The organism is Streptomyces kanamyceticus, from assembly GCF_008704495.1.
Classification (GTDB): Bacteria; Actinomycetota; Actinomycetes; order Streptomycetales; family Streptomycetaceae; genus Streptomyces; species Streptomyces kanamyceticus.
On record NZ_CP023699.1, the window covers coordinates 552,911 to 575,767 of the forward strand.

Sequence of the window (22,857 nt, forward strand, 5' to 3'; positions counted from 1 at the left end):
GCAGCGCGTCGATCAGGTCGTTTCCAGCCATCGCCTCATCCCTTCAGCACGTGCGCGATGAGCGCGTCGGCGTCCATGTCGTCGATCAATTCGTCGTCGGGCGATGCGACTTCCGAGTCGGTTGCCGGAGCGCTCGCGGGTATTCGTGCCGGTGGCTCACCGTCGGCCGGGGTCCCGTTGCCGTCCGCCGGGGCCAGCAGCGTCAGCAGGTGTCGGCTGAGCGTTCCGGCCGCCGGATGGTCGAAGACGAGCGTGGCGGGCAGCGGGATGCCGAGGGCCTCGGCGAGGCGGTCGCGCAGGCCGAGCGCGGTGAGCGAGTCGACCCCGAGGTCCTTGAACGCCGCGGTGGCCGTGACCGCCCGCGCGTCGGCGTGGCCGAGCAGCGTGGCCGCGGTGTCACGGACGACGTCGAGCAGAACCTGCTCCTGTTCCTTTCGCGACAGGTCCGGCAGGCGTTCCAGCAGGGAGCCGCCGTCGGCGGCGGACCGCCGGGCGGGACGCCGGACCGGCCGCCACAGCGGCGAAGGGTCGCCGGGCCGGGGCGGGGTGGTTGCCACGACCACGGCTTCCCCGGTGGCGCACGCCGCGTCGAGCAGCTCGGTCTGCCGGTCCTCGGCCGCGGTGAACGCCACGGCGGGCAGCCCCTCCGCCCGACGCAGCTCGGCCAGGGCTTCCCACGGCCCCGCCGCCTCACCGGGCGGAACCACGAGCACGAACGCGGTCAGCGGAAGGTCGCGGGTCAGCCGGTGCAGCTCCCAGGCCGATTCGGCCGCGCCGTGCGCGTGGACGACCGCGGTCACCGGGGTCTGGGGCAGCTTGCCCGGCTCGTGGTGGATCACCTCGGCTCCGTGTTCGCTCAGCCGCCGAGCGAGCCCCTCCGAACCGCCGTCGAGGAGCACGACGTCGCCGTACGGCACCGGAGTCGTGGTTGTCAGGGCCGGGGTGAGGCGTGGCGCTTCGAGGCGTCCCCCGGTCAGTCGCAGGTGTGGCTCGTCGAGTCGGGCGAGGGCGGCGGCACGGCGGGGCGTCACCGTGTCTCCGGTCTGCACGAGCACGAGCCGTCCCGGTTCGACGGCGTCGAGCAGGGCGGCGACGGCACCGGCGACGGGTCCGGCCTCGGCGGACACGACCAGCGTGGCGTCGGCGGTCCTCGGGTCGTCAAGAGCGGCACGGACTTCGGCGGGATCGGATGCCCTCATGAGGACGACGTCGGGCGAGGTGGCGTCGGGCGAGGCCACATCGGGCAAGGTGGCATCGGACCTCGCGCCGTCGCCCAGGTCGGCGTACCGGACGGCTGTGGTGCCGGGTGCCGCGGGAGCCCGTACGCCGGTCCACGTACGCCGGTACAGCCGGACGTCTCCGCCGCGATCCGCCTCGGCGAGGGGCCGGGTGACGAACGACCCGATCTCCGCGACCAGTTGTCCCAGTTCGTCGGCGATGTGGACGCGGGCACCGCCGTCTCCCGGCACGAACGTGACACGTGCCTTCGCGGCGCCGCTCGAGTGGACGCGGACCCCGGTGAACGCGAACGGCAGTCGTACCCCCGCGTTCTCGGAGCCCGCGGAGAGGCTGCCCGCCTGGAGCGCGGTGACGAGCAGTGCCGGGTGCAGCGTATAGCGGGCGGCGTCCCTGGCGAGGGCGCCGTCGATGGCCACCTCGGCGTAGACGGTGTCGCCGTGGCTCCACGCGGCGGACATGCCGCGGAACTCGGGGCCGAACTCGTACCCGCCTGCGTCGAGTCGCCGGTAGAACTCCGCGATGTCGATCCGTTCCGCACGCGCGGGGGGCCAGGGCCCTTCGGCGGTCGCCGACTCGGTCGTGGCGATGGCTGCGTAGCCCGAGGCGTGGCGGGTCCATGTGCTCCCACCGTCCTCCCTGGCGTGGATCCGCACGGCGCGGCGTCCGGCGTCGTCGGCCGCCGCGACGGTCACACGTACCTGGACGGCGCCGGTCGCGGGCAGCGCGAGCGGTGTCTCGATGACCAGTTCGTCGAGCAGGTCGCAGCCCGCTTCGTCGGCGCCGCGCCCGGCCAGCTCCACGAACACGGGCCCGGGCAGCAGCACTTCGCCGTCGACGGTGTGCCCGGCGAGCCACGGGTGGGTGGCGAGCGAGAGCCGCCCGGTGAGCAGCGCCTCGTCGGAGTCGGGCAGCGCCACGGACGCGGCGAGCAGCGGGTGGTCGACGGCGTCGAGCCCGAGGCCGGAAGCGTCCGTGCCGGCGGAGGGCTCGATCCAGTAGCGCTCGTGGTGGAACGCGTACGTGGGCAGGTCGTGTGCCGTCCCCGTCGCGGCGCCGTCCGCCGTCCTCGCGGTGTCGTGTGCCGCCCCCGTCGCGGCGACGACCGTGGGCCAGTCGACGGCCACTCCGACGGTGTGCGCCTTGGCCAGCGAGTCGAGCAGCCGGTCGGCTCCCCCGCCGCGGCGCAGCGTGCCGACGGTCGTGCCGTTGATCGCGGGCAGCAGCACCGGGTGCGCGCTGACCTCGATGAACACGGTGTCGCCCGGCTCACGGGCGGCGGCCACGGCCGCCGCGAAACCGACGGGGTTGCGCATGTTGCGGAACCAGTACTCGTCGTCGAGCGGCGCGTCGATCCAGCGCTCGTCGGCGGTGGAGAACCACGGGATCTCGGGGGCGCGCGAGGTGGTGGCCGCGACGATCCGCTGGAGCTCGTCGTACAGCGGGTCGACGAACGGGGTGTGGGTCGGGCAGTCGACGACGAGCCGCGTCACCCAGACGCCGCGGGTCTCGTAGTCGGCGATCAGCGTCTCGACGGCGTCCGGCCGTCCGGACACGATCGTGGTGGCGGTGCCGTTGCGGCCCGCGACCCACACGCCGTCGATGCGTGCGGCGGCCGCCTCGACGTCGGCGGCCGCGAACGCGATCGAACCCATCGCGCCGCGCCCTGCGAGCTCGCGCACCAGCAGTGCGCTGCGCAGCGCCACGAGGCGGGCGCCGTCCTCCAACGAGATCGCCCCGGCGACGCAGGCCGCGGCGATCTCGCCCTGGGAGTGCCCGATGACGGCGTCCGGACGTACGCCCGCGGCCTCCCACACGGCGGCCAGCGACACCATGACCGCCCAGCACACGGGGTGCACGACGTCGACGCGGCTCTTCACCGCGGGGTCGTCGAGCATGGCGATCAGGTCCCGCCCGGTGTGCTCGGCCAGGGCGTCCGCGCATTGGCGCATCCTGGCCGCGAACACCGGGGACTCCGCCATCAGTTTGCGGCCCATGCCGAGCCACTGCGAGCCCTGTCCGGGGAAGACGAAGACGGTACGCGGCGCGGTGAGCGCCGTGCCCGTGACGACGCCGTCGCCGAGGAGTACGGCGCGGTGCGGGAAGTCCGTACGCGTGGCGAGCAGCGCCGCGGCGACGGCACGCGGGTCGTCGCCGGGGTGGGTGGCGAGGTGCTCGCGGAGCCGTTGGACCTGACCGTCGACGGCCTCGGAGGTCCGCGCCGAGACGGGCAGTGGTGTGAGCTCCGTGGCGAACAGCGATGCGCTGGGCTCCACCACCGGTGAATCCAAGGCCGGTGGCTCTGGAGCCGCGTGGGCTTCGAGGATGACGTGGGCGTTGGTGCCACTGACTCCGAAGGAGGACACGGCGGCGCGGCGAGGGCCTGTGGTGGCGGGCCAGGGCCGGGCGTCCGTGAGGAGTTCAACACCGCCCGCCGTCCAGTCGACGTGTGAGGAGGGTGTGTCCACATACAGGGTGCGCGGCAGCGAACCGTGCCGCATCGCCAGGACCATCTTGATGATGCCCGCGACCCCTGCGGCGGCCTGGGTGTGGCCGATGTTGGACTTCAGCGAACCCAACAGGAGCGGCGTCGCCCGGTCCTGTCCGTACGTCGCGAGGAGCGCGGTCGCCTCGATGGGGTCGCCGAGGCGGGTGCCGGTGCCGTGCGCCTCGACCGCGTCCACATCCGAGGGCCGGAGGCCCGCGTTCGCGAGGGCCTGGCGGATGACACGTTCCTGGGAGGGCCCGTTGGGCGCGGAGAGGCCGTTGGAGGCGCCGTCCTGGTTGACGGCGGAGCCCCGTACGACCGCGAGAATACGGTGGCCGCGGCGCTCGGCGTCGGAGAGCCGCTCCACGACCAGGACCCCGGAACCCTCGGCGAAAGCGGTACCGTCCGCCGCCTCCGCGAACGCCTTGCAGCGCCCGTCCGGCGCGAGTCCGCGCTGCTGGGAGAACTCGACGAACCCACCGGGCGACGCCATCACCGTGACGCCGCCGACCAGCGCGAGCGAGCATTCACCGGTACGCAGCGACTGCCCTGCCTGATGCAGCGCGACCAGCGACGACGAACACGCCGTGTCGACCGTGACCGCCGGGCCCTCCAGACCGTAGAAGTACGAAAGACGGCCCGAGAGCACGCTCGTCTGCGTGCCGGTGGCGCCGAATCCGCCGAGGTCGGTGCCGAGTCCGTATCCGTCGGAGAACGCGCCCATGAACACGCCGGTGTCGCTCCCGCGGAGCGTGCCGGGCACGATGCCCGCCTGTTCGAGCGCCTCCCAGGATGTCTCCAGGACGACACGTTGCTGCGGGTCCATCGCGATGGCCTCACGCGGACTGATGCCGAAGAAACCGGCGTCGAAGTCACCCGCCCCGGACAGGAATCCACCGTGCCGGACCGTCGACGTACCCGGATGCTCCGGATCGGGATCGTAGAGCGCCTCCACATCCCAGCCACGGTCCGCGGGGAACGCCGTGATGCCGTCACCGCCCGACTCCAGCAACCGCCACAGGTCCTCAGGAGATGCCACCCCACCCGGCAACCGGCACGCCATGCCCACGATCGCCAGCGGCTCGTCATGCCCGCCGACCGCGGTCGTGGCGCGGGTCCGCGCCGGTGCCCGGCCGGTCAGCGCGGCGGTCAGCTTCGCCGCGACGGCTTGTGGCGTCGGGAAGTCGAAGACCGCGGTGGCCGGGAGCCGTACGCCCGTCGCCTCGGTGAACGCGTTGCGCAATCGGACCGCCGTGAGGGAGTCGACGCCGAGTTCCTTGAACGTCGCGGTCGCCTCGATCCGCGCGGGTCCTTCGTGGCCGAGCACGGCCGCCGCGCACTCCCGGACGACGGCGAGCGCCGCCTTCTCCGCATCGGCCGCGGTCAGCCCCGCGATCCGGTCGGCGAGAGCGGAGGCACCGGCCGCGCGGCGCCGCGGGCCCCGGTGCGGCGCCCTGAACAGGGCCGAACTGCCGAGGCCCGCCGGGTCTGCGGCGACGAGCGCCGCGTCCGGGGACCGCAGCGCCGCGTCGAGCAGCGCGAGACCGCGTTCGGTGCTCAGCGCCGTGACGCCGTCCCGGCGCATGCGGTCCCCGGCCCCGGCCGTCAGGCCGCTCTCCGGCTCCCAGAGCCCCCAGGCCACGGACAGCGCGGGCAGTCCGGTGGCCCTGCGCTGTTCGGCCAGTTCGTCGAGGAACGCGTTCGCGGCGGCGTAGTTGCCCTGTCCGGGGCTGCCGAGTACTCCGGCGGCCGAGGAGTAGAGCACGAACGCCGCGAGGTCCTGGTCCTTCGTGAGTTCGTGCAGGTGCCAGGCTCCGTCGGCCTTCGGACGCAGCACGGTGTCCAGCCGCTCGGGGGTGAGTGCGGTGAGGACTCCGTCGTCGATGACGGCCGCGGTGTGCACGACGGCCGTGAGGGGGTGCGCGGGGTCGATCCCCGCCAGTGCCGAGGCGAGTTCGTCCCGGTCGGCGACGTCGCAGGCGAGCGCCGTGACCTCGGCGCCGGGGACGTCGCTCGCCGTGCCGCCGCGCGACAACATCAGCAGACGGCGTACTCCGTAGTGGCCGACGAGGTGACGGGCGACGATGCCCGCCAGGGTGCCGGACCCGCCGGTGATGAGGACGGTGCCGTCCGGGTCGAGCGCCGGGGCGTCCCCCGACGGGACCGCCGGGGTCAGGCGGCGGGCGTACGCCCGGCCTTCGCGCAGCACCACGTGCGGCTCACCGAGCCCGGCGGCCGCCGCGAGGAGCGGGGCGGCGGTGTCCGGCTCGGCGTCGACGACGACGATCCGGCCGGGGTGCTCCGCCTGCGCGGTCCTGACCAGACCCGCGGCCGCGGCGGGGGCGAGGCCGGGCCCGGTGTGCACGGCCAGGACCGCGTCGGCGTACCGGTCGTCGGTGAGGAAGCGCCGCAGCGCGGCCAGCACGTCGGCCCCGAGGTCGCGGGTCTCGGCGAGTGGGGCACCGCCGGTGCCGTGCGCGGGGAGTATGACGACGTCCGGGACCGCCGGGTCGTCGAGTCCACCGGTCGTCGCGGTGGTGGGCGGCAGTTCCGGTATCTCGGCAAGGCCGGGCCGCAACAGGCCGGGAACGGCTCCCTCGACGGTCAGGGGACGCCTGCGCACCGCGCCGACGGTGGCGACGGGACTCCCGGTCTCGTCCGCGAGGTGGACACCGGTGGCGGTGACGGCGACCCGCACTGTCGTGGCACCGGTCGCGTGGACACGGACGTCGTCGAACGCGTACGGAAGGTCGGTGCCTTCCCGGGTGAGGGCGAGCGCGGCACCGAGCAGCGCCGGGTGCAGGCCGTATCGCTCGACATCGGCGTGCTGCTCGTCGGCGAGGGTCACTTCGGCGTGGACGGCGTCGTCGTCGGCCCAGGCGGCGCGCGGCCGGGGCAGCGCGGGGCCGTCCGTGTGCCCGGCCCTGGCCAGGCGGTCGGCCAGGTCGCCGACGTCGAACGGCCGGGCGGTGGCAGGCGGCCACGTCGACGGCATCTCCGGCACGGCCGACGCCGCCCGCGCGGCGCGGGCGAGGATCCCGGTCGCGTGCTCGGTCCACTCTCCCGTCCCGTGTCGCGCGTGCACGGTGACCGCGCGGCGGCCGTCTTCCCGGGGCGCCGCCACCGTGACGGAGAGCGCGAGCCCGCCGGACTGCGGCAGCGTGACCGGGGTGTCCACGGTGAACGTCTCCACGGCGTCGCAGCCCGCTTCGCCGCCCGCCGTGATCGCCAGGTCGAGCAGCACCGCGGCGGACAGCACCGGGATGCCGTGCACGGAGTGCGCCAGCGGGTCGGTGGCTTCGACCCGGCCGGTGAGCACCAGGTCGCCCGTGCCGGGAACCATGACCGCCGCGGTCAACACCGGGTGGGCGACCGGCAGTTGCCCGGCCTGGGCCGCGTCGCCCGCGGCCCGGGAGCCGAGCCAGTAGCGGGTCCGCTCGAACGGGTACGTCGGCAGGTTCGGCAGGTGCGTCGGCGCGGCGCCGATGACCTCGGGCCAGTCGACCGCGACGCCGCCGGTGTGCAGCCGGGCGAGCGCGGTCATCGCGGACCGCGCTTCGTCGTCGCCGTGCAGCACGGGGATGCCGTCGACGAGACGGGCCAGGTTCCGGTCCGGGCCGATCTCCAGGAGCGCCGCCCCGTCGTACGCGGCGACCTGCTCCCCGAACCGGACGGTGTCACGGACCTGCCGCACCCAGTACTCCGGCGTCGCGCAGTCCGCGCCCGCGGCCATCGGGAGCTTCGGCTCGTGGTAGGTCAGCCGCTGCGCGACGTCCCGGAACTCGTCGAGCATCGGCTCCATCCGCGCCGAGTGGAACGCGTGGCTGGTCCGCAGCCGGGTGAAGCGGCCGAGCCGGGCCGCGACGTCGAGCACGGCGTCCTCGTCGCCGGAGAGCACGATCGACGCGGGACCGTTGACCGCGGCGATCTCCACGCCTTCGCGCAGCAGCGGCAGCGCGTCCCGCTCCGACGCGATCACCGCGGCCATCGCCCCGCCGGGCGGCAGCGCCTGCATCAGCCGGGCCCGCGCCGACACCAACGCGCACGCGTCGTCGAGCGACCAGACACCGGCGACATACGCCGCGGCCAGCTCACCGATCGAGTGGCCCACGAGCGCGTCCGGGCGTACGCCCCACGCGTCGAGCTGGGCGCTGAGCGCGACCTGGAGCGCGAACACCGCGGGCTGGGCGTAACCGGTGTCGTGGATGTCGAGCCCGGCGGGCACCTGGAGGGCGTCGAGGACGTCACGGCGGGTGCGGGCGAACACGTCGTACGCGGCGGCCAGTTCGTCGCCCATGCCGGGGCGCTGCGAGCCCTGCCCGGAGAAGAGCCACACGAGGCGGCGGTCCGGTACCGCCGTGCCGGTGATCAGGTCCGTGCCGATCAGGGCGGCCCGGTGGGTGAAGGCGGTACGGGTGAGCAGGGCCGAGGCCACCGCGCGCTCGTCCCCGCCCCCGGCGTCGAGGAACGCGCTTACGCGGGTGGTGTGTTCGCTCAGTGCTCGGGGGGTGCGGGCTGAGATGAGCAGGGGTACGGGGTGGGTGCTGGATCCGGTGTCGGGGGCGGGAGTCGGTCGGGGGTGGCTTTCGAGGATGACGTGGGCGTTGGTGCCGCTGACTCCGAAGGAGGACACGGCGGCGCGGTGCGGCCTGCTGGTCTCGGGCCAGGGGCGGGCATCCGTGAGGAGTTCGACGGTGCCTGCCGTCCAGTCGACGTGTGAGGAGGGTGTGTCGACATGGAGGGTGCTCGGCAGGGTGTCGTGGTGCATCGCCAGGACCATCTTGATGATGCCCGCGACCCCTGCGGCGGCTTGGGTGTGGCCGATGTTGGACTTCAGCGAACCCAACAGGAGCGGCGTCGCCCGGTCCTGCCCATACGTCGCGAGGAGCGCGGTCGCCTCGATGGGGTCGCCGAGACGGGTGCCGGTGCCGTGCGCCTCGACCGCGTCCACATCCGAGGGCTGGAGACCCGCGTTGGCCAGGGCCTGGCGGATGACACGTTCCTGGGAGGGCCCGTTGGGCGCGGAGAGCCCGTTGGACGCGCCGTCCTGGTTGACGGCGGAACCCCGTACGACCGCGAGAACACGGTGGCCGTGGCGCTCCGCGTCGGAGAGCCGCTCCACGACCAGGACCCCGGAACCCTCGGCGAAGCCGGTACCGTCCGCCGCCTCCGCGAACGCCTTGCACCGACCGTCCGGCGCGAGGCCCCGCTGCTGGGAGAAGTCCACGAATCCGGACGGCGACGCCATCACCGTCACGCCACCCACCAGCGCGAGCGAGCATTCGCCGGTACGCAGCGACTGCCCTGCCTGATGCAGCGCGACCAGCGACGATGAGCAGGCGGTGTCGACCGTGACCGCCGGGCCCTCCAGACCGTAGAAGTACGAAAGGCGGCCCGAGAGCACACTGGTCTGGGTACTTGTCGCGCCGAAACCGCCGCGGTCGGCGCCGGATCCGTACCCGTAGAAGTAGCCCCCCATGAACACGCCGGTGTCACTGCCCCGCAGCGTGTGCGGGTCGATGCCCGCGTATTCGAGCGCCTCCCACGACGTCTCCATGACGACACGTTGCTGCGGGTCCATCGCGACGGCCTCACGCGGACTGATGCCGAAGAACCCGGCGTCGAAGTCACCCGCCCCGGACAGGAATCCACCGTGCCGGACCGTCGACGTACCCGGATGCTCCGGATCGGGATCGTAGAGCGCCTCCACATCCCAGCCACGGTCCCCGGGGAAGGTCGTGATCCCGTCACCGCCCGACTCCAACAACCGCCACAGGTCCTCAGGAGAGGCCACCCCACCCGGCAACCGGCACGCCATGCCCACGATCGCCAGCGGCTCGTCATGTCGGCGGGCCGGGGCCGGTGCGCGCCGCCGGGTGGCGGTCCTCGCTCCGGCCAGCTCGTCCAGGTGTGCGGCCAGCGCTTGGGCCGTGGGGTGGTCGAAGACGAGCGTGGCGGGCAAGGTCAGGCCCGTCGCGTCGGCCAGCCGGTTGCGCAGTTCGACGCCGGTCAGCGAGTCGAAGCCCACCTCCTTGAACGCGCGCGTCGGCTCGATGGCGTGGGCGTCGCGGTGGCCGAGCACCAAGGCGGCGCTCGTCCGGACGAGTTCGAGCATGTCCCGCGCGGCCGTCGGTGCGGCCGCGCGCCGGGCGGCCGGTACGAGGTCGCGCAGGATCGGCGGGACCTGGTCCGAGGCGGCGACGGCGGCGAGGTCGAGCCGGACCGGCACGAGTGCGGCGCGGTCGCTGTGCAGGGCCGCGTCGAACAGCGCGAGCCCCTGCTCGGCCGTCATCGGGATCATGCCGCCGCGTGCGATACGGGTCAGATCGGTGGCGGTCAGCCGTCCGCCCATGCCGTCCGCCTCGTCCCACAGTCCCCACGCGAGCGAGACCGCGGGCAGCCCTTGGTCCCGCCGGTGGTGGGCGAGCGCGTCGAGGAACGCGTTGCCGGTCGCGTAGTTCGCCTGCCCCGCCCCGCCGAACGTCGCGGAGATGGACGAGTACAGGACGAACGCGGCGAGTTCGAGGCCGCGCGTCAGCTCGTGCAGCTGCCAGGCGACGTCCGCCTTGACCCGCAGCACGGCGTCCCACTGCTGTGGCCGCATGGTCGCCACGACCGCGTCGTCGACGATTCCGGCCATGTGGACGACGGCGCACAGCCGCTCGGCGACACCCTCGACGAGGGCGGCGAGCTCGTCCCGGTCGGTGACGTCGGCGGCCACGTACCGCACGCGGTCGTCCTCAGGTGCTCCGTCGGGTCGGCCGCCGCGAGACGCCACGACGACCTCGGCGGCCTCGTGCGCGGTCAGCAGGTGGTCCACGAGGCGGCGGCCGAGCCCGCCGGTGCCGCCGGTGACGAGCACGGTCCCGCCGGACAGCGGGGATGCTCCCGTGGACGCGGTGACACGGCGCAGCCGGGCCGCGCGGACCGTGCCGTCGGTGACCCGGACGTGGGACTCGTCGCCGACGGCGAGCCCGGCCTCGACGGTGGCGGGCGTGATCTCGTCCGCTTCGATCAGGCCGACGCGGCCCGGGTGTTCGGTCCCGGCCGTCCGGACCAGGCCGCCGAGAGCCTCCTGCGCGGGGTCGCCGGTACGGGTGACCACGACGAGCCGGGACTGCGCCCAGCGCGGCTCGGCGAGCCACGTCCGCACGGTCGCGAGCAGGTCGCGGCCCAGCTCCCGGGCCCGGACACCGGGCGAGGTGCCAGGGTCGCCGGGCTCCACGGGAAGGACCACTACCGGGGGCGGGTCGCTCTCGCCTACACCGCCCTCGACTACGTCGCCTTCGATTAAGTCGCCCTCGGACACGTCGCCCCCGGGCACATCGGCGAGGTACGTCCAGCCGGGGACGGGCGAGGCGGGTACGGGAACCCAGGCGACCTCGAACAGCGCTTCGGTGCCGGGTTCCGCGGCCCGCACGGTCAGGCCGTCCACGTCGAGGACCGGGGCGCCGTGCTCGTCCGTGGCGAGGATGCGGATCGTGTCGCCGTCGGCGCGTTCGAGCAGCACGCGCAGCGTGGTCGCGGCGCGCGCGTGAATCCGTACGCCGGACCAGGAGAAGGCGAGCCTGGGCCGCTCCGGGTCCGCGAAGAGCGTGCCGAGCGCGTGCACGGCCGCGTCGAGCAGCACGGGGTGCAGCCCGTACCGGGCGTCGGTGAGCTGCTCGCCGAGGCGGACCGACGCGTAGGCGCGTCCCTGCCCGGCCCACATCGCCGTCATGGCCCGGAACGCGGGCCCGTACGAGATCGGCAGCGTGTCGTAGAAGCCGGTCAGGTCGACCGGTTCCGCGTCGGCGGGAGGCCACTCCAACGGCTCCGGATCGCTGGTGTCCGCGCTCAGCGCGCCGGTCGCGCCGACCGTCCACGGCCCCGCGCCGGTCCGGCAGTGCAGGCGCACCGGCCGCCGCCCCGACACCTCGGTTCCGACCGTGAGCTGGATCTCCGTGTCGCGCTCTTCGTCGACCACCACCGGCGCGACGATCGTCAGCTCCGCGATCGTCGGCGTGCCGAGCCGCGCCCCCGCTTCGGCGAGCAGTTCCACGAGCGCCGAGCCGGGCACGATGATCCGCCCGTCCACCTCGTGGTCGGCGAGCCACGGCTGTCGACGGACCGAGAACAGCGCGGTGGCGAACGCGCCCTCGCCGTCGGCGCGTTCGACCAGCGAGCCGAGCAGCGGATGCCCGGAGGTGCCTGCCGGTTCCGCGTCGATCCAGTAGCGGTCGCGCCGGAACGGGTACGTGGGCAGCGGCACCCTCCGGGACTCCCCGGACGGCCAGCTGACGGGCACACCCCGGACCCAGAGCTCGGCGAGCGAGCTGGTGAAGCGGCGTGCCCCGCCGTCGCCCCGCCGCAGCGTGCCGGTCACCGCCGTGTTCGGATGCCCGGCGAGCGTGTCCGCAAGCGCGGTGGTGAGTACCGGGTGCGGGCTGGCCTCGACGAACACGCGGTAGCCGAGCTCGGCGAGGCGGGCGGTCGCGGCGCCGAAGCGAACGGGGCGGCGTACGTTGTCGTACCAATAGGCGGCGTCGGCGGGTCGGTCGAGCCACGCCTCGTCGACGGTGGAGAAGAACGGGACCTCCGGCGCACCCGGGGTGAGGTCAGCGAGCGCGTCGAGCAGCGCATCGCGGATGGTCTCGACGTGCGCGGTGTGCGAGGCGTAGTCGACGGCGATCCGGCGGGCGTGGGGCGTGGCGGCGAGCAGTTCCTCGACGGCGTCGGCCGCTCCGGCGACGACGATCGACGCGGGCCCGTTGACCGCGGCGACCTCCAGGCGCCCGGCCCACGCGGCCGCGTCGAAGTCGGCGGGCGGCACCGACACCATGCCGCCGTGCCCGGCCAGTTCGGTGGCGACGAGTCGGCTGCGCAGTGCGACGACCTTCGCGGCGTCGTCCAGTGTGAGCACCCCGGCGACGCAGGCCGCGGCGACCTCGCCCTGGGAGTGGCCGACCACCGCGGCGGGGGCGACCCCGCGCGAGCGCCACAGTTCGGCGAGCGCCACCATCATCGCGAACGACACGGGTTGCACGACGTCGACCCGGTCGAGCGCGGGCGCCCCGGGCCGCCGGGCGATGACGTCGAGCAGATCCCATCCGGTGTACGGGGCGAGCGCCTCGGCACACTCGCCGAGCCGCCGCGCGAACACGGGCTCGGTGGCGAGCAGTTCCGCGCCCATGCCGTCCCACTGGGAACCCTGCCCGGGGAACACGAACACGGCGCGCGCGTCGGTGACGTCGGCGGTTCCCCGCACCACGCCCGGCACTTCCTCGCCGCGGGCGAACGCCTCCGCGTCCCGTGCAGGCACGACCGCCCGGTGCCGCATGGCCGTCCGGGTGGTGGCGAGCGAGTGCCCGATCGCGGCCGCGGGGGCGGTGAGCGCGACCAGTCGTCCCGCGACGTCCCGCACCCCGTCGGGTGTGCGGGCCGACACCGGCCAGACGACGCCCTCCGGCACCGGTTCGGTGGCGGGAAGGGTGGCGGGTGCGGCGGGCGGCCCGGCCTCGATCACGACATGGGCGTTGGCACCGCTGATGCCGAACGACGAGACGCCCGCGCGCCGGACGCGGCCGGTGACCGGCCACGGTTCGTTGCGGCGCAGCAGCCGGACACCACCGCCCCAGTCGACGTGCCGGGACGGTTCGTCCACGTGCAGCGTGCGCGGCAGGACGCCGTGCCGCATCGCGAGGACCATCTTGATCACCCCGGCGACGCCGGCCGCTGCCTGGGTGTGGCCGAGGTTCGACTTGAGCGAGCCGATCAGCAGCGGATGCACGCGGTCCAGCCCGTACGCCGCCTCCAGCGCCTGGGCCTCGATGGGATCGCCGAGACGGGTACCGGTGCCGTGCGCCTCCACGGCGTCGATGTCGCCCGGTACGAGCCCGGCGTCATCGAGCGCGCGCTCGATGACGCGCCGCTGCGCGGGGCCGTTCGGGGCGGAAAGGCCGTTCGACGCGCCGTCGGAGTTGACGGCGGAGCCGCGCACCACCGCGAGCACCGGGTGGCCGAGACGGGTGGCGTCGGAGAGCCGCTCGACGATCAGGACACCGGCGCCCTCGGCGAAACTGGTGCCGTCGGCGGTGTCCGCGAACGCCTTGGCCCGGCCGTCCGGAGCCAGCCCGCGCTGGCGGGAGAACTCGACGAACCCGGTCGTCGTCGCCATCACCGTGACACCGCCGACCAGCGCGAGCGAGCACTCCCCCGAGCGCAGCGAACGCGCGGCCTGGTGCAACGCCACCAGTGACGACGAGCAGGCCGTGTCGACGGTGACGGAAGGGCCTTCGAGCCCGAAGTAGTAGGAGAGCCGCCCGGAGAGCACGCTCGTCGGCGTGCCGGTCGCCCCGAAGCCGCCCAGGTCGACGCCCGCGCCGTACCCCTGCGTGAACGCGCCCATGAACACACCCGCGTCGCTGCCGCGGACGCTCGCGGGCAGGATGCCCGCCCGCTCGAACGCCTCCCACGACACTTCGAGGATCAGCCGCTGCTGCGGGTCCATGGCGAGGGCCTCGCGCGGGCTGATCCCGAAGAACTCGGCGTCGAAGTCGGCCGCCCCGGCGAGGAAGCCGCCGTGCCGCACGGAGACCTTGCCGATCGCGTCGGGGTCCGGATCGTAGAGCGCGGCGAGGTCCCAGCCGCGGTCGGTGGGGAACTCGGTGATCGCGTCACCACCGGATTCGACGAGGCGCCACAGGTCTTCCGGCGTGTCCACGCCACCGGGCATCCGGCAGGCCATGGCCACGATCGCCAGCGGCTCGTCGCCCGCCACCGCCAGTGTCGGTACGGTCCTCTGAGCGGCGGCAGCGGCAGCGGCCCCCGGTGATTCCTCATCGCCCCGCAGTTCCTCCGCGAGACGCGCGGCGAGCGCGTCCGGCGTCGGGTGGTCGAAGACGGCCGTCGCGGAGAGCCTGACGCCGGTCGTCTCGGCGAGGCTGTTGCGCAGCCGGATGCCGCTGAGCGAGTCGATGCCGAGGTCCTTGAACGCGGTCGCGGGCCCGATCTCGGAGGCATCGGCGTGGCCGAGTACGGCGGCGGTGGCCCCGCACACGACGGCCAGCAGGTCGCGGCCGCTGTCCTCACCGGTACGGACGGTACGACGCTCGACCCGCCGACGAGCGGGCTCGGCGGGAATCGCCGCGACCACGAACGGCACGTCGGTGGCGAGGCTCGCATCGAGGAAGTGGTTGCCCTCGGCCTCGGTGAGCGGACGGAAACCGTCCCGCACCCGCTGCCGTTCGGTGTCGCCGAGTTGCCCGGTGAGTGTGGTGGTGGTGTGCCACATGCCCCAGGCGATGGTGGTGGCGGGTTGGTTGTGGGTGTGGCGGTGGGTGGCGAGGGCGTCGAGGAAGGCGTTGGCGGCGGCGTAGTTGGCTTGGCCGGGGCTGCCGAGGGTGGCGGCGGCGCTGGAGTAGAGGACGAAGTGGGTGAGGGGTTGGTTTTGGGTGTGGTGGTGGAGGTGCCAGGCGGCGTCGGCTTTGGGTTGGAGGACGGTGGTGAGGCGTTGGGGGGTGAGGGTGTGCAGGGGGGTGTCGTCGAGGGTGGCGGCGGTGTGGAAGATGCCGGTGAGGGGTTGGGGTATCTGGTTGAGGGCGTGGGTGATTTGGGTGGGGTCGGTGAGGTCGCAGGGGATGTGGGTGCCGGGTGTGGTGGGGGGTGGTGGGGTGCGGGAGAGGAGGTAGGTGTGGGGTGGTTGAGGTGGCGGGCGAGGATTCCGGCGAGGGTGCCGGAGCCGCCGGTGATGAGGATGGCGTGGTGGGGGTTGAGGGGTGGGGTGGGTGTTGTGGGGTGGTGGGGTTGGGGTTGGGGTTGGGGTTGGTGCGGGGGGTGAGTGGGGTGAGGTGGGGGGTGTGGAGGGTGTTGTTGGTGAGGCGTAGGTGGGGTTGGTTGAGGGTGGTGAGTTGGGTGAGGGGGAGTGGGGTGTGGGGGTGGTGGGTTTCTATGAGGTGGATGCGGCCTGGGTGTTCGTTTTGTGCGGTGCGGGTGAGGCCGGTGACGGCGGCGCCTGGGGGGTCGGTGGTGGTGTGGATGATGAGGGTGTGGTTGGTGGTGGTGAGGTGGTGTTGGAGGGCGGCCAGGACGCGTGTGGTTTGTGTGTGGGTGCGTGTGGGTGTGCTGTGGGGGTTGGTGGGGTCGTCTTCGGGGTCGTCGGGGTGTGTGGCGGTGATGAGGGTGTAGCCCTCGGGCAGGCTGTCGGCACCGTCGTAGTGCGCCTCCGCCACCGGCAACCACTCAAGGCCGAGCAGGTTCGGTCCCGACGGCGTGGCGCTGCGCGGCCGCAGCACCAACGCGTCCACGGACACGACAGGGCGGCCGTCCGGATCGGCCACCTGCACGGCGACGCCCGCAGGGCCTCGGGTGAGGGCGACGCGCACGGCGGTGGCGCCGGTGGCGTGCAGGCGTACGCCCGTCCACGAGAACGGCAGCTCCAACTCGTCGCCCGCGTCGAGGCGCCCGGCATGCAGGGCCGCGTCCAGAAGCGCCGGGTGCACTCCGAAACGGTCCACATCGGCGGCACGGTCCTCGGGGAGCGCCACCTCGGCGTAGATCGTGTCACCCGCCCGCCATGCGGCGCGCAGCCCCTGGAACGCCGGGCCGTAGGTGTAGCCCGCGGCCGCGAGCTGCTCGTAGAACTGGTCCAGGCTTGCCGGTTGCGCGCCGGTCGGGGGCCATTGCGGGAAGGAGTTCGGGGCGGGGGTGGTGTCGGTGGCGCTGGTGGTGAGTGTGCCGGTGACGTGGCGGGTCCAGGTGTCGGTTCCTTCGGGGCGTGCGTGGACGCTCACCGGGCGGTGGCCGGTGGTGTCGGGCTGGTCGACGGTGACGGTGAGGTCGACGGCACCGGTGACGGGCAGTACGAGCGGGGTCTCGATGACCAGTTCGTCGATGGTGTCGCAGCCGACCTCGTCACCGGCCCGCACCACGAGTTCGAGGAACGCCGTGCCCGGCAGCAACACCGTGTCCTGCACGGCGTGATCGGCCAGCCACGGGTGCGTGGCCAGCGACAGCTTGCCCGTGAGTAGTACGCCGTCGCTGCCCGGCAGCACCGCCGCACTCGACAGGAACGGATGGCCGATCCCCGCGCCGCCCGCCGGGGCGGGCTGCAACCAGTAGCGCTTGTGGTCGAAGGGGTAGGTCGGCAGGTCCAACACGCGGTGCTGGGCGGGCTCGATCAGGGTGGTCCAGTCAACGTCCGCGCCCTGGGTCCAGGCCTCGGCGAGCGCGGTCAGGAACCGCTCCCAGCCACCGTCATCGGTACGCAGGGAAGCGACCGTGCGCTCCTGGTCGAGGGCGGGCAGCAGCACCGGATGGGCACTGCACTCGATGAACAGCGAACCGTCCAGCTCACCGGTCGCGGTATCCATCGCCACCGGCTGACGCAGGTTGCGGTACCAGTAGTCGTCATCGACCGGTTCGGTCACCCAGCCGCTGTCGACCGTCGACCACCACGGGACGGAAGGTGCGCTGCTGGTGATCCCCCTAAGACGTCGGCCAGTTCGTCCTGGATCGCTTCCACGTGCGGGGTGTGCGAGGCGTAATCCACCGCGATCCGGCGCACCCGCACACCCGCAGCCTCATACCGGGCCAGCACCCGCTCCACCGCCGCCGGATCGCCCGCGACCACCGTGGATTCCGGACCATTGCGGGCCGCGATCCACACCCCCTCCATCACCTCAACGGCACTGGCGGGCAAGGCGATTGACGCCATCGCCCCGTGCCCGGCCAGCCGCGCAGCGATGGTCTGGCTGCGCAAGGCCACGACCCGCGCGGCGTCCTCCAGACTCAACGCTCCCGCCACACACGCCGCGGCGATCTCCCCCTGCGAATGCCCCACCACCGCATCCGGCACCACACCATGGGCCTGCCACAGTGCGGCCAGGCTCACCGCCACCGCCCACGACGCGGGCTGCAACACCTCCACCCGATCAGCCACCACCGCCTCACCCAGCACATCCAGCACATCCCACCCCGTGTGCGGCTCCAGCGCCGCCGCACACTCCCGCATCCGCGCCGCGAACACCTCCGAGACGCCCATCAACTCCCGGCCCATGCCGACCCACTGCGAGCCCTGCCCCGGGAACACGAACACCGTTCGCGCCCCCTCCACAGCGACTCCGGCAACCGTGCTCTCCCCCAGCAACACCGCCCGACGGCCGAACACCGCCCGCCCACGCACCAGACCATCCGCCACCGCGCCCAGGTCCGCCCCACCCCGCACATACTCGCCGAGCCGCTCCACCTGCAACGCCAAGCTCGACTCCGTACGCGCCGACACCGGCAACGGCACCAGACCCGCCGACGACCCCCCGCTACGAACCGACGACTCCGCAACCCCCTCCAAAATCACATGCGCATTCGTGCCGCTCACACCGAACGAGGACACACCCGCACGCCGCGCCCCACCCGACTCCGGCCACGGTCGTGCCTCCGTCACCACCTCGACGGCCCCTGCCGACCAGTCCACATGTGACGACGACTCGTCCACGTGCAACGTCCGCGGCACCACCCCACGCCGCATCGCCATCACCATCTTGATGACACCCGCGACGCCCGCCGCCGCCTGGGTGTGACCGACGTTCGACTTGACCGAACCGAGCAGCAGCGGGACTTCACGTTCTTGCCCGTACGTCGCCAGAACCGCCTGCGCCTCGATCGGATCGCCGAGGACCGTTCCCGTACCGTGCGCCTCGACCGCGTCCACGTCGGTGCCGTTCAGCCCGGCGTTCGCCAGGGCCTGCCTGATCACGCGCTGCTGGGCGACACCGTTGGGCGCGGAGAGGCCGTTGGACGCGCCGTCCTGGTTCACCGCCGAACCACGGACGACCGCGAGAACGGTGTGACCGTTGCGCTCCGCGTCGGACAGCCGTTCCACAACCAGGACACCGACGCCTTCGGCGAACCCGGTGCCGTCCGCCGAATCGGCGAACGCCTTGCACCGCCCGTCCGGGGAGAGCCCGCGCTGCCGGGAGAACTCCACGAAGCTCCCCGGTGTCGCCATCACCGTGACACCACCGGCCAACGCCAGGGAGCACTCCCCCGAACGCAGCGCCTGCGCCGCCTGGTGCAGCGCGACCAGCGACGACGAGCACGCGGTGTCCACCGTCACGGCCGGGCCCTGGAGTCCGTAGAAGTATGAGAGGCGCCCGGACAGGACGCTCGTCTGGGTCGCCGTGACGCCGAGTCCGCCCAGGTCGCGGCCCGCGCCGTACCCCTGGTGGAACGCGCCCATGAACACGCCGGTGTCGCTCTCCCGGAGCGTGTCCGGGACGATCCCCGCGTGCTCGAACGCCTCCCATGAGGTTTCGAGGACCAGACGCTGCTGCGGATCCATGGCCAGCGCCTCGTTCGGGCTGATCCCAAAGAACGCGGCGTCGAACCCGGTTGCCTCGGTGAGGAAGCCACCGTGGCGGGTCGTCGAACGGCCGACCGCGTCCGGATCCGGGTCGAACAGCGCGTCGACGTCCCAGCCGCGGTCGGCGGGGAACTCGGTGATCGCATCCGTGCCGGACGCCACGAGCCGCCACAGGTCCTCGGGGGACGTCACGCCGCCGGGCAGGCGGCAGGCCATCCCGACGATCGCGACAGGTTCACCGGAACCCAGGGCAGCCTTGGCGGCGGGCGCCGCCACAGAGCCCGCGAGGTGCGCGGCGAACGAACGCGGCGTGGGGTGGTCGAACGCCGTGGACGCGGGAACGCGCAGGCCCGTCCGCGCGGTGACGGTGTTCGCGAATTCGACAGTGGTGAGTGAGTCGAGACCGTTCTCGCGGAACGTACGGTCCGGCGCGCAGCGTTCGGCGCCCGGCAGACCGAGGACCGTGGCGACGCTGTCGCGGACCAGGTCGAGCAGTACCTTCTCCCGGTCGGCGTCGGCCGCCGCGAGGAGGCTCGCCCACTCCGGTCCTGCGGCGCCGGGCTCGGCCTGATCTGTCGGCCCGGCCGGTCCCGCCACTCCGGCGAGTCCGGAGAGGATCGGTGGCGTCGCGCCTGCCATCGCCTCGGCCCGCGCCCCTGCGGAACCGACCCGGGTGACGACGTACGAGCCGCCGCCCTCGATGGCCTCTTCGAGCAACTCACCGGTCAGCGGCGCCTGTTCGATGCCGGGCAGCCCGTGGACCGTGACGATCGGGAGCCCTTCCGGGGCCCGGGACCGGGCATACGCGTCGGCACCGGCCGGATCGCCGAGCAGGACGTGCGCGAGCGTGCTCGCGTTCACGCCCTGCTCGGCTTCCTCGGCCCCCTCGGCTTCCGCAGCGCTGCTGGACACGTGTGTGCGGCCCGTCTCGTCGCGCAGCAGCCCGGCGGCGGCGTCGGCCCCCTCCCCGGTGACCAGGACCGGCGAGTCGGGACCGAGCGGATGCGGCACGGTGAGGACCGTCTTGCCGGTGTTCCTGGCCTGGCTCATCCACCCGAACGCGTCCCGCGCACGGCGGATGTCCCACGGCCGCACCGGCAGCGGGCGCAGCTCGCCGCGGTCGAACAACTCCAGGAGCAGTTCGAGGATCTCCCGCAGCCGCGCGGGGTCGACGTCGGACAGGTCGAAGGGCTGTTGGACGTCGTGACGGATGTCGGTCTTGCCCATTTCGACGAACCGGCCGCCCGGTGCGAGCAGGTCGACGGAGGCGTCGAGGAATTCGCCGGTGAGGGAGTTCAGTACGACGTCGACCGGGGGGAACGCGTCGGCGAACGCGGTCGTACGGGAGTTCGCGACGTGGTCGGCGTCGAAGCCGTCGGTGAGCAGCAGGTGCTGTTTGGCGGGGCTCGCGGTGGCGTACACCTCCGCACCCAGGTGCCGCGCGATCTGCCGGGCGGCCGAGCCGACTCCACCGGTGGCCGCGTGGATCAGAACCTTCTGGCCCGGCCGCACCTCTCCCGCGTCGACGAGGCCGTACCACGCCGTTGCGAACACGATGGGCACGGACGCGGCGACCGGGAACGACCAGTCCCGCGGGATCCGCGCGACCAGCCTCCGGTCCGCGACGACGCTGCGCCGGAACGCGTCCTGCACGAGACCGAACACGTGGGCCCCGGGCACCAGGTCGTCGACGCCGGGCCCGACCTCGGTCACGATCCCGGCGGCCTCCCCGCCCATCGCACCGTCGCCCGGGTACGTGCCGAGCGCGATCAGTACGTCGCGGAAGTTCAGCCCCGCGGCGCGGACGTCTATGCGGACCTCACCGGCGGCCAGCGGGCGCGGCGGGGCGTCCGAGGGGACGACGGCGAGGTCGCGGAGCGTGCCGGAGGCGGGCGGGCGCAGCGCCCACGGTGTGGTGGGCAGGGGGGTGGTGTTCGCACGGACGAGGCGCGGCACGTAGGCCACACCGGATCGCAGCGCTACCTGGGGTTCGCCGAGCGCCGCCGCGGCGGCGACGAGCTCGTCGGCCTCGTCACCGTTGTCCGCATCCGTGTCCACCAGTACGAACGACCCCGGCTCCGCAGCCTGGCGCACGAGCGCTTCGTCCCAGAGGAGGGCCTGGTCCGTGTCCGGTACCTCGGCAGGGCCGATCCCGACCGCCCGCCGGGTGACCACTGTCCGAGCCTGCGACACCGTGTCGGGCAGCTCGCGCCGCTCCCAGACCAGCTCGCACAGTGCCGCCTCGCCGCTGCCGGTGCCGACGAGGCGGGCCGGGAGGCCCGCGAGCTCGCCCCGGCGCACCTTGCCCGACGCGGTGCGCGGGACCGTGGCGACGTGCAGGATCTCGTCGGGCACCTTGAAGTAGGCGAGTTGGCGGCGGCACTCCGCGAGGATCGCTTCCACGGGTACGCCGGGTCCTTCGGGCACGACGTAGAGCACGGGTATCTCGCCGAGGACGGGGTGTGGGCGGCCCGCCGCGGCGGCGTCCCTGACGCCCGGCACCTCCTGGGCCACGGACTCGATCTCCCGGGGGTGGATGTTCTCCCCGCCGCGGATGATGAGTTCCTTGACCCGGCCGGTGATCGTCACATGCCCGGTCTCCGCCTGGCGTGCCAGGTCTCCGGTGCGGTACCAGCCGTCCACGAGCACCTGGGCGGTCGCCTCGGTCTGCGCGTGGTAGCCGAGCATGAGGCTCGGTCCGCTCGCCCACAGCTCGCCCTCGTCGCCGCGCGCCACGTCGGCGCCGGTCACCGGGTCGACGAACCGCAGCGAAAGGCCCGGGACGGGCAGCCCGCACGAGCCGGGAACCCTGGCGTCGGTCAGGGTGTTGGCGGTGAGCGATCCGGTGGTCTCGGTGCAGCCGTAGGTGTCGAGCAGCGGCGCGCCGAACGCCGCTTCGAAGCCCGCCGTGAGCGACGCCGGTGCGGTGGAACCCGCGACCAGCGCCACGCGCAGCGCGCGGGTCTCCTGTTCGCCGGAGACGGCACCGAGGAGGTAGCGGTACATCGTCGGCACGCCGACCAGCACGGTGCACGGGTGTTCGGCAAGCGCGTCGAGGACGTCACGCGCGACGAAGCCGCCGAGGATGCGGGCGGACGCGCCGACGGTGAGGACCGCGAGCAGGCAGAGATGGTGCCCGAGGCTGTGGAACAGCGGGGCGGGCCAGAGCAGTTCGTCGTCCTCGGTGAGCTGCCAGGACGGCACGTCGCAGTACATCGCGGACCACAGGCCGCTGCGCTGCGCGGAGACGACGCCCTTGGGGCGCCCCGTGGTTCCGGACGTGTAGAGCATCCAGGCGGGTTCGTCCAGGCCGAGGTCGTCTCGGGGCGGGCGCGGCGGTTCGGTTCCCGCCAAATCCTCGTACGCGATGCAGCCCGGCTCCTGTCGCCCTGCGAGCACCACGGTGGCATCGGTGCCGATCCGGCGTACCTGGTCGAGGTGCAGGTCGTCGGTGACCAGCACGGTCGCGCCGGAGTCCGTCAGGAAGTGGGCGAGCTCGGCGTCGGCGGCGTCCGGGTTGAGCGGCACCGCGACGGCGGCGGCACGCGCGGCGGCGAGGTAGACCTCGATCGTCTCGATCCTGTTGCCGAGCAGCAGCGCGACGCGGTCGCCACGGCCCACGCCGGACGCGGCGAGGTGTCCGGCGATCCTGCCGGTCCTGAGCTGGAGCCGCTCGTACGTCACGGCGCGTCGGGAATCCGTGTAGGCGACCCGGTCGCCGTGCCGCTCGGCATTCACGCGCAGCAATTCATGCAGGGGCCGGATGGATTCCGCACGCGCCATGGGAACACCTTTC

Annotated in this window: 2 protein-coding genes and 2 pseudogenes; all 4 read right to left on the reverse strand. The window is 73.4% G+C overall.

Features of this window, described 5'->3' with window-relative positions:
• Positions 1-35: 35 nt before the first annotated feature.
• Complete coding sequence (locus tag CP970_RS02225) at positions 36-14,996, reverse strand: SDR family NAD(P)-dependent oxidoreductase (RefSeq protein WP_317987140.1); 14,961 nt, start codon at positions 14,994-14,996, stop codon at positions 36-38.
• Positions 14,997-15,047: 51 nt separating this feature from the next.
• Positions 15,048-15,344: pseudogene (locus CP970_RS45895) on the reverse strand (ketoreductase domain-containing protein); the annotation flags it as partial.
• A 691-nt stretch (positions 15,345-16,035) separates the two neighbouring features.
• Positions 16,036-17,073 (reverse strand): annotated as a pseudogene (locus CP970_RS45725) (polyketide synthase dehydratase domain-containing protein); the annotation flags it as partial.
• Between the two features lie 53 nt (positions 17,074-17,126).
• The gene (locus CP970_RS45730; RefSeq protein WP_317987141.1) at positions 17,127-22,844 is read right to left on the reverse strand and encodes a polyketide synthase; all 5,718 of its coding nucleotides are present in this window, start codon (positions 22,842-22,844) and stop codon (positions 17,127-17,129) included.
• Between the last annotated feature and the right edge of the window lie 13 nt (positions 22,845-22,857).

What these genes read in the sequence shown, in the direction of transcription:
- CP970_RS02225 (WP_317987140.1), bottom strand. Translation starts at nt 14,996, where the DNA reads ATGTGGCACACCACCACCACACTCACCGGGCAACTCGGCGACACCGAA.
- CP970_RS45730 (WP_317987141.1), bottom strand. Translation starts at nt 22,844, where the DNA reads ATGGCGCGTGCGGAATCCATCCGGCCCCTGCATGAATTGCTGCGCGTG.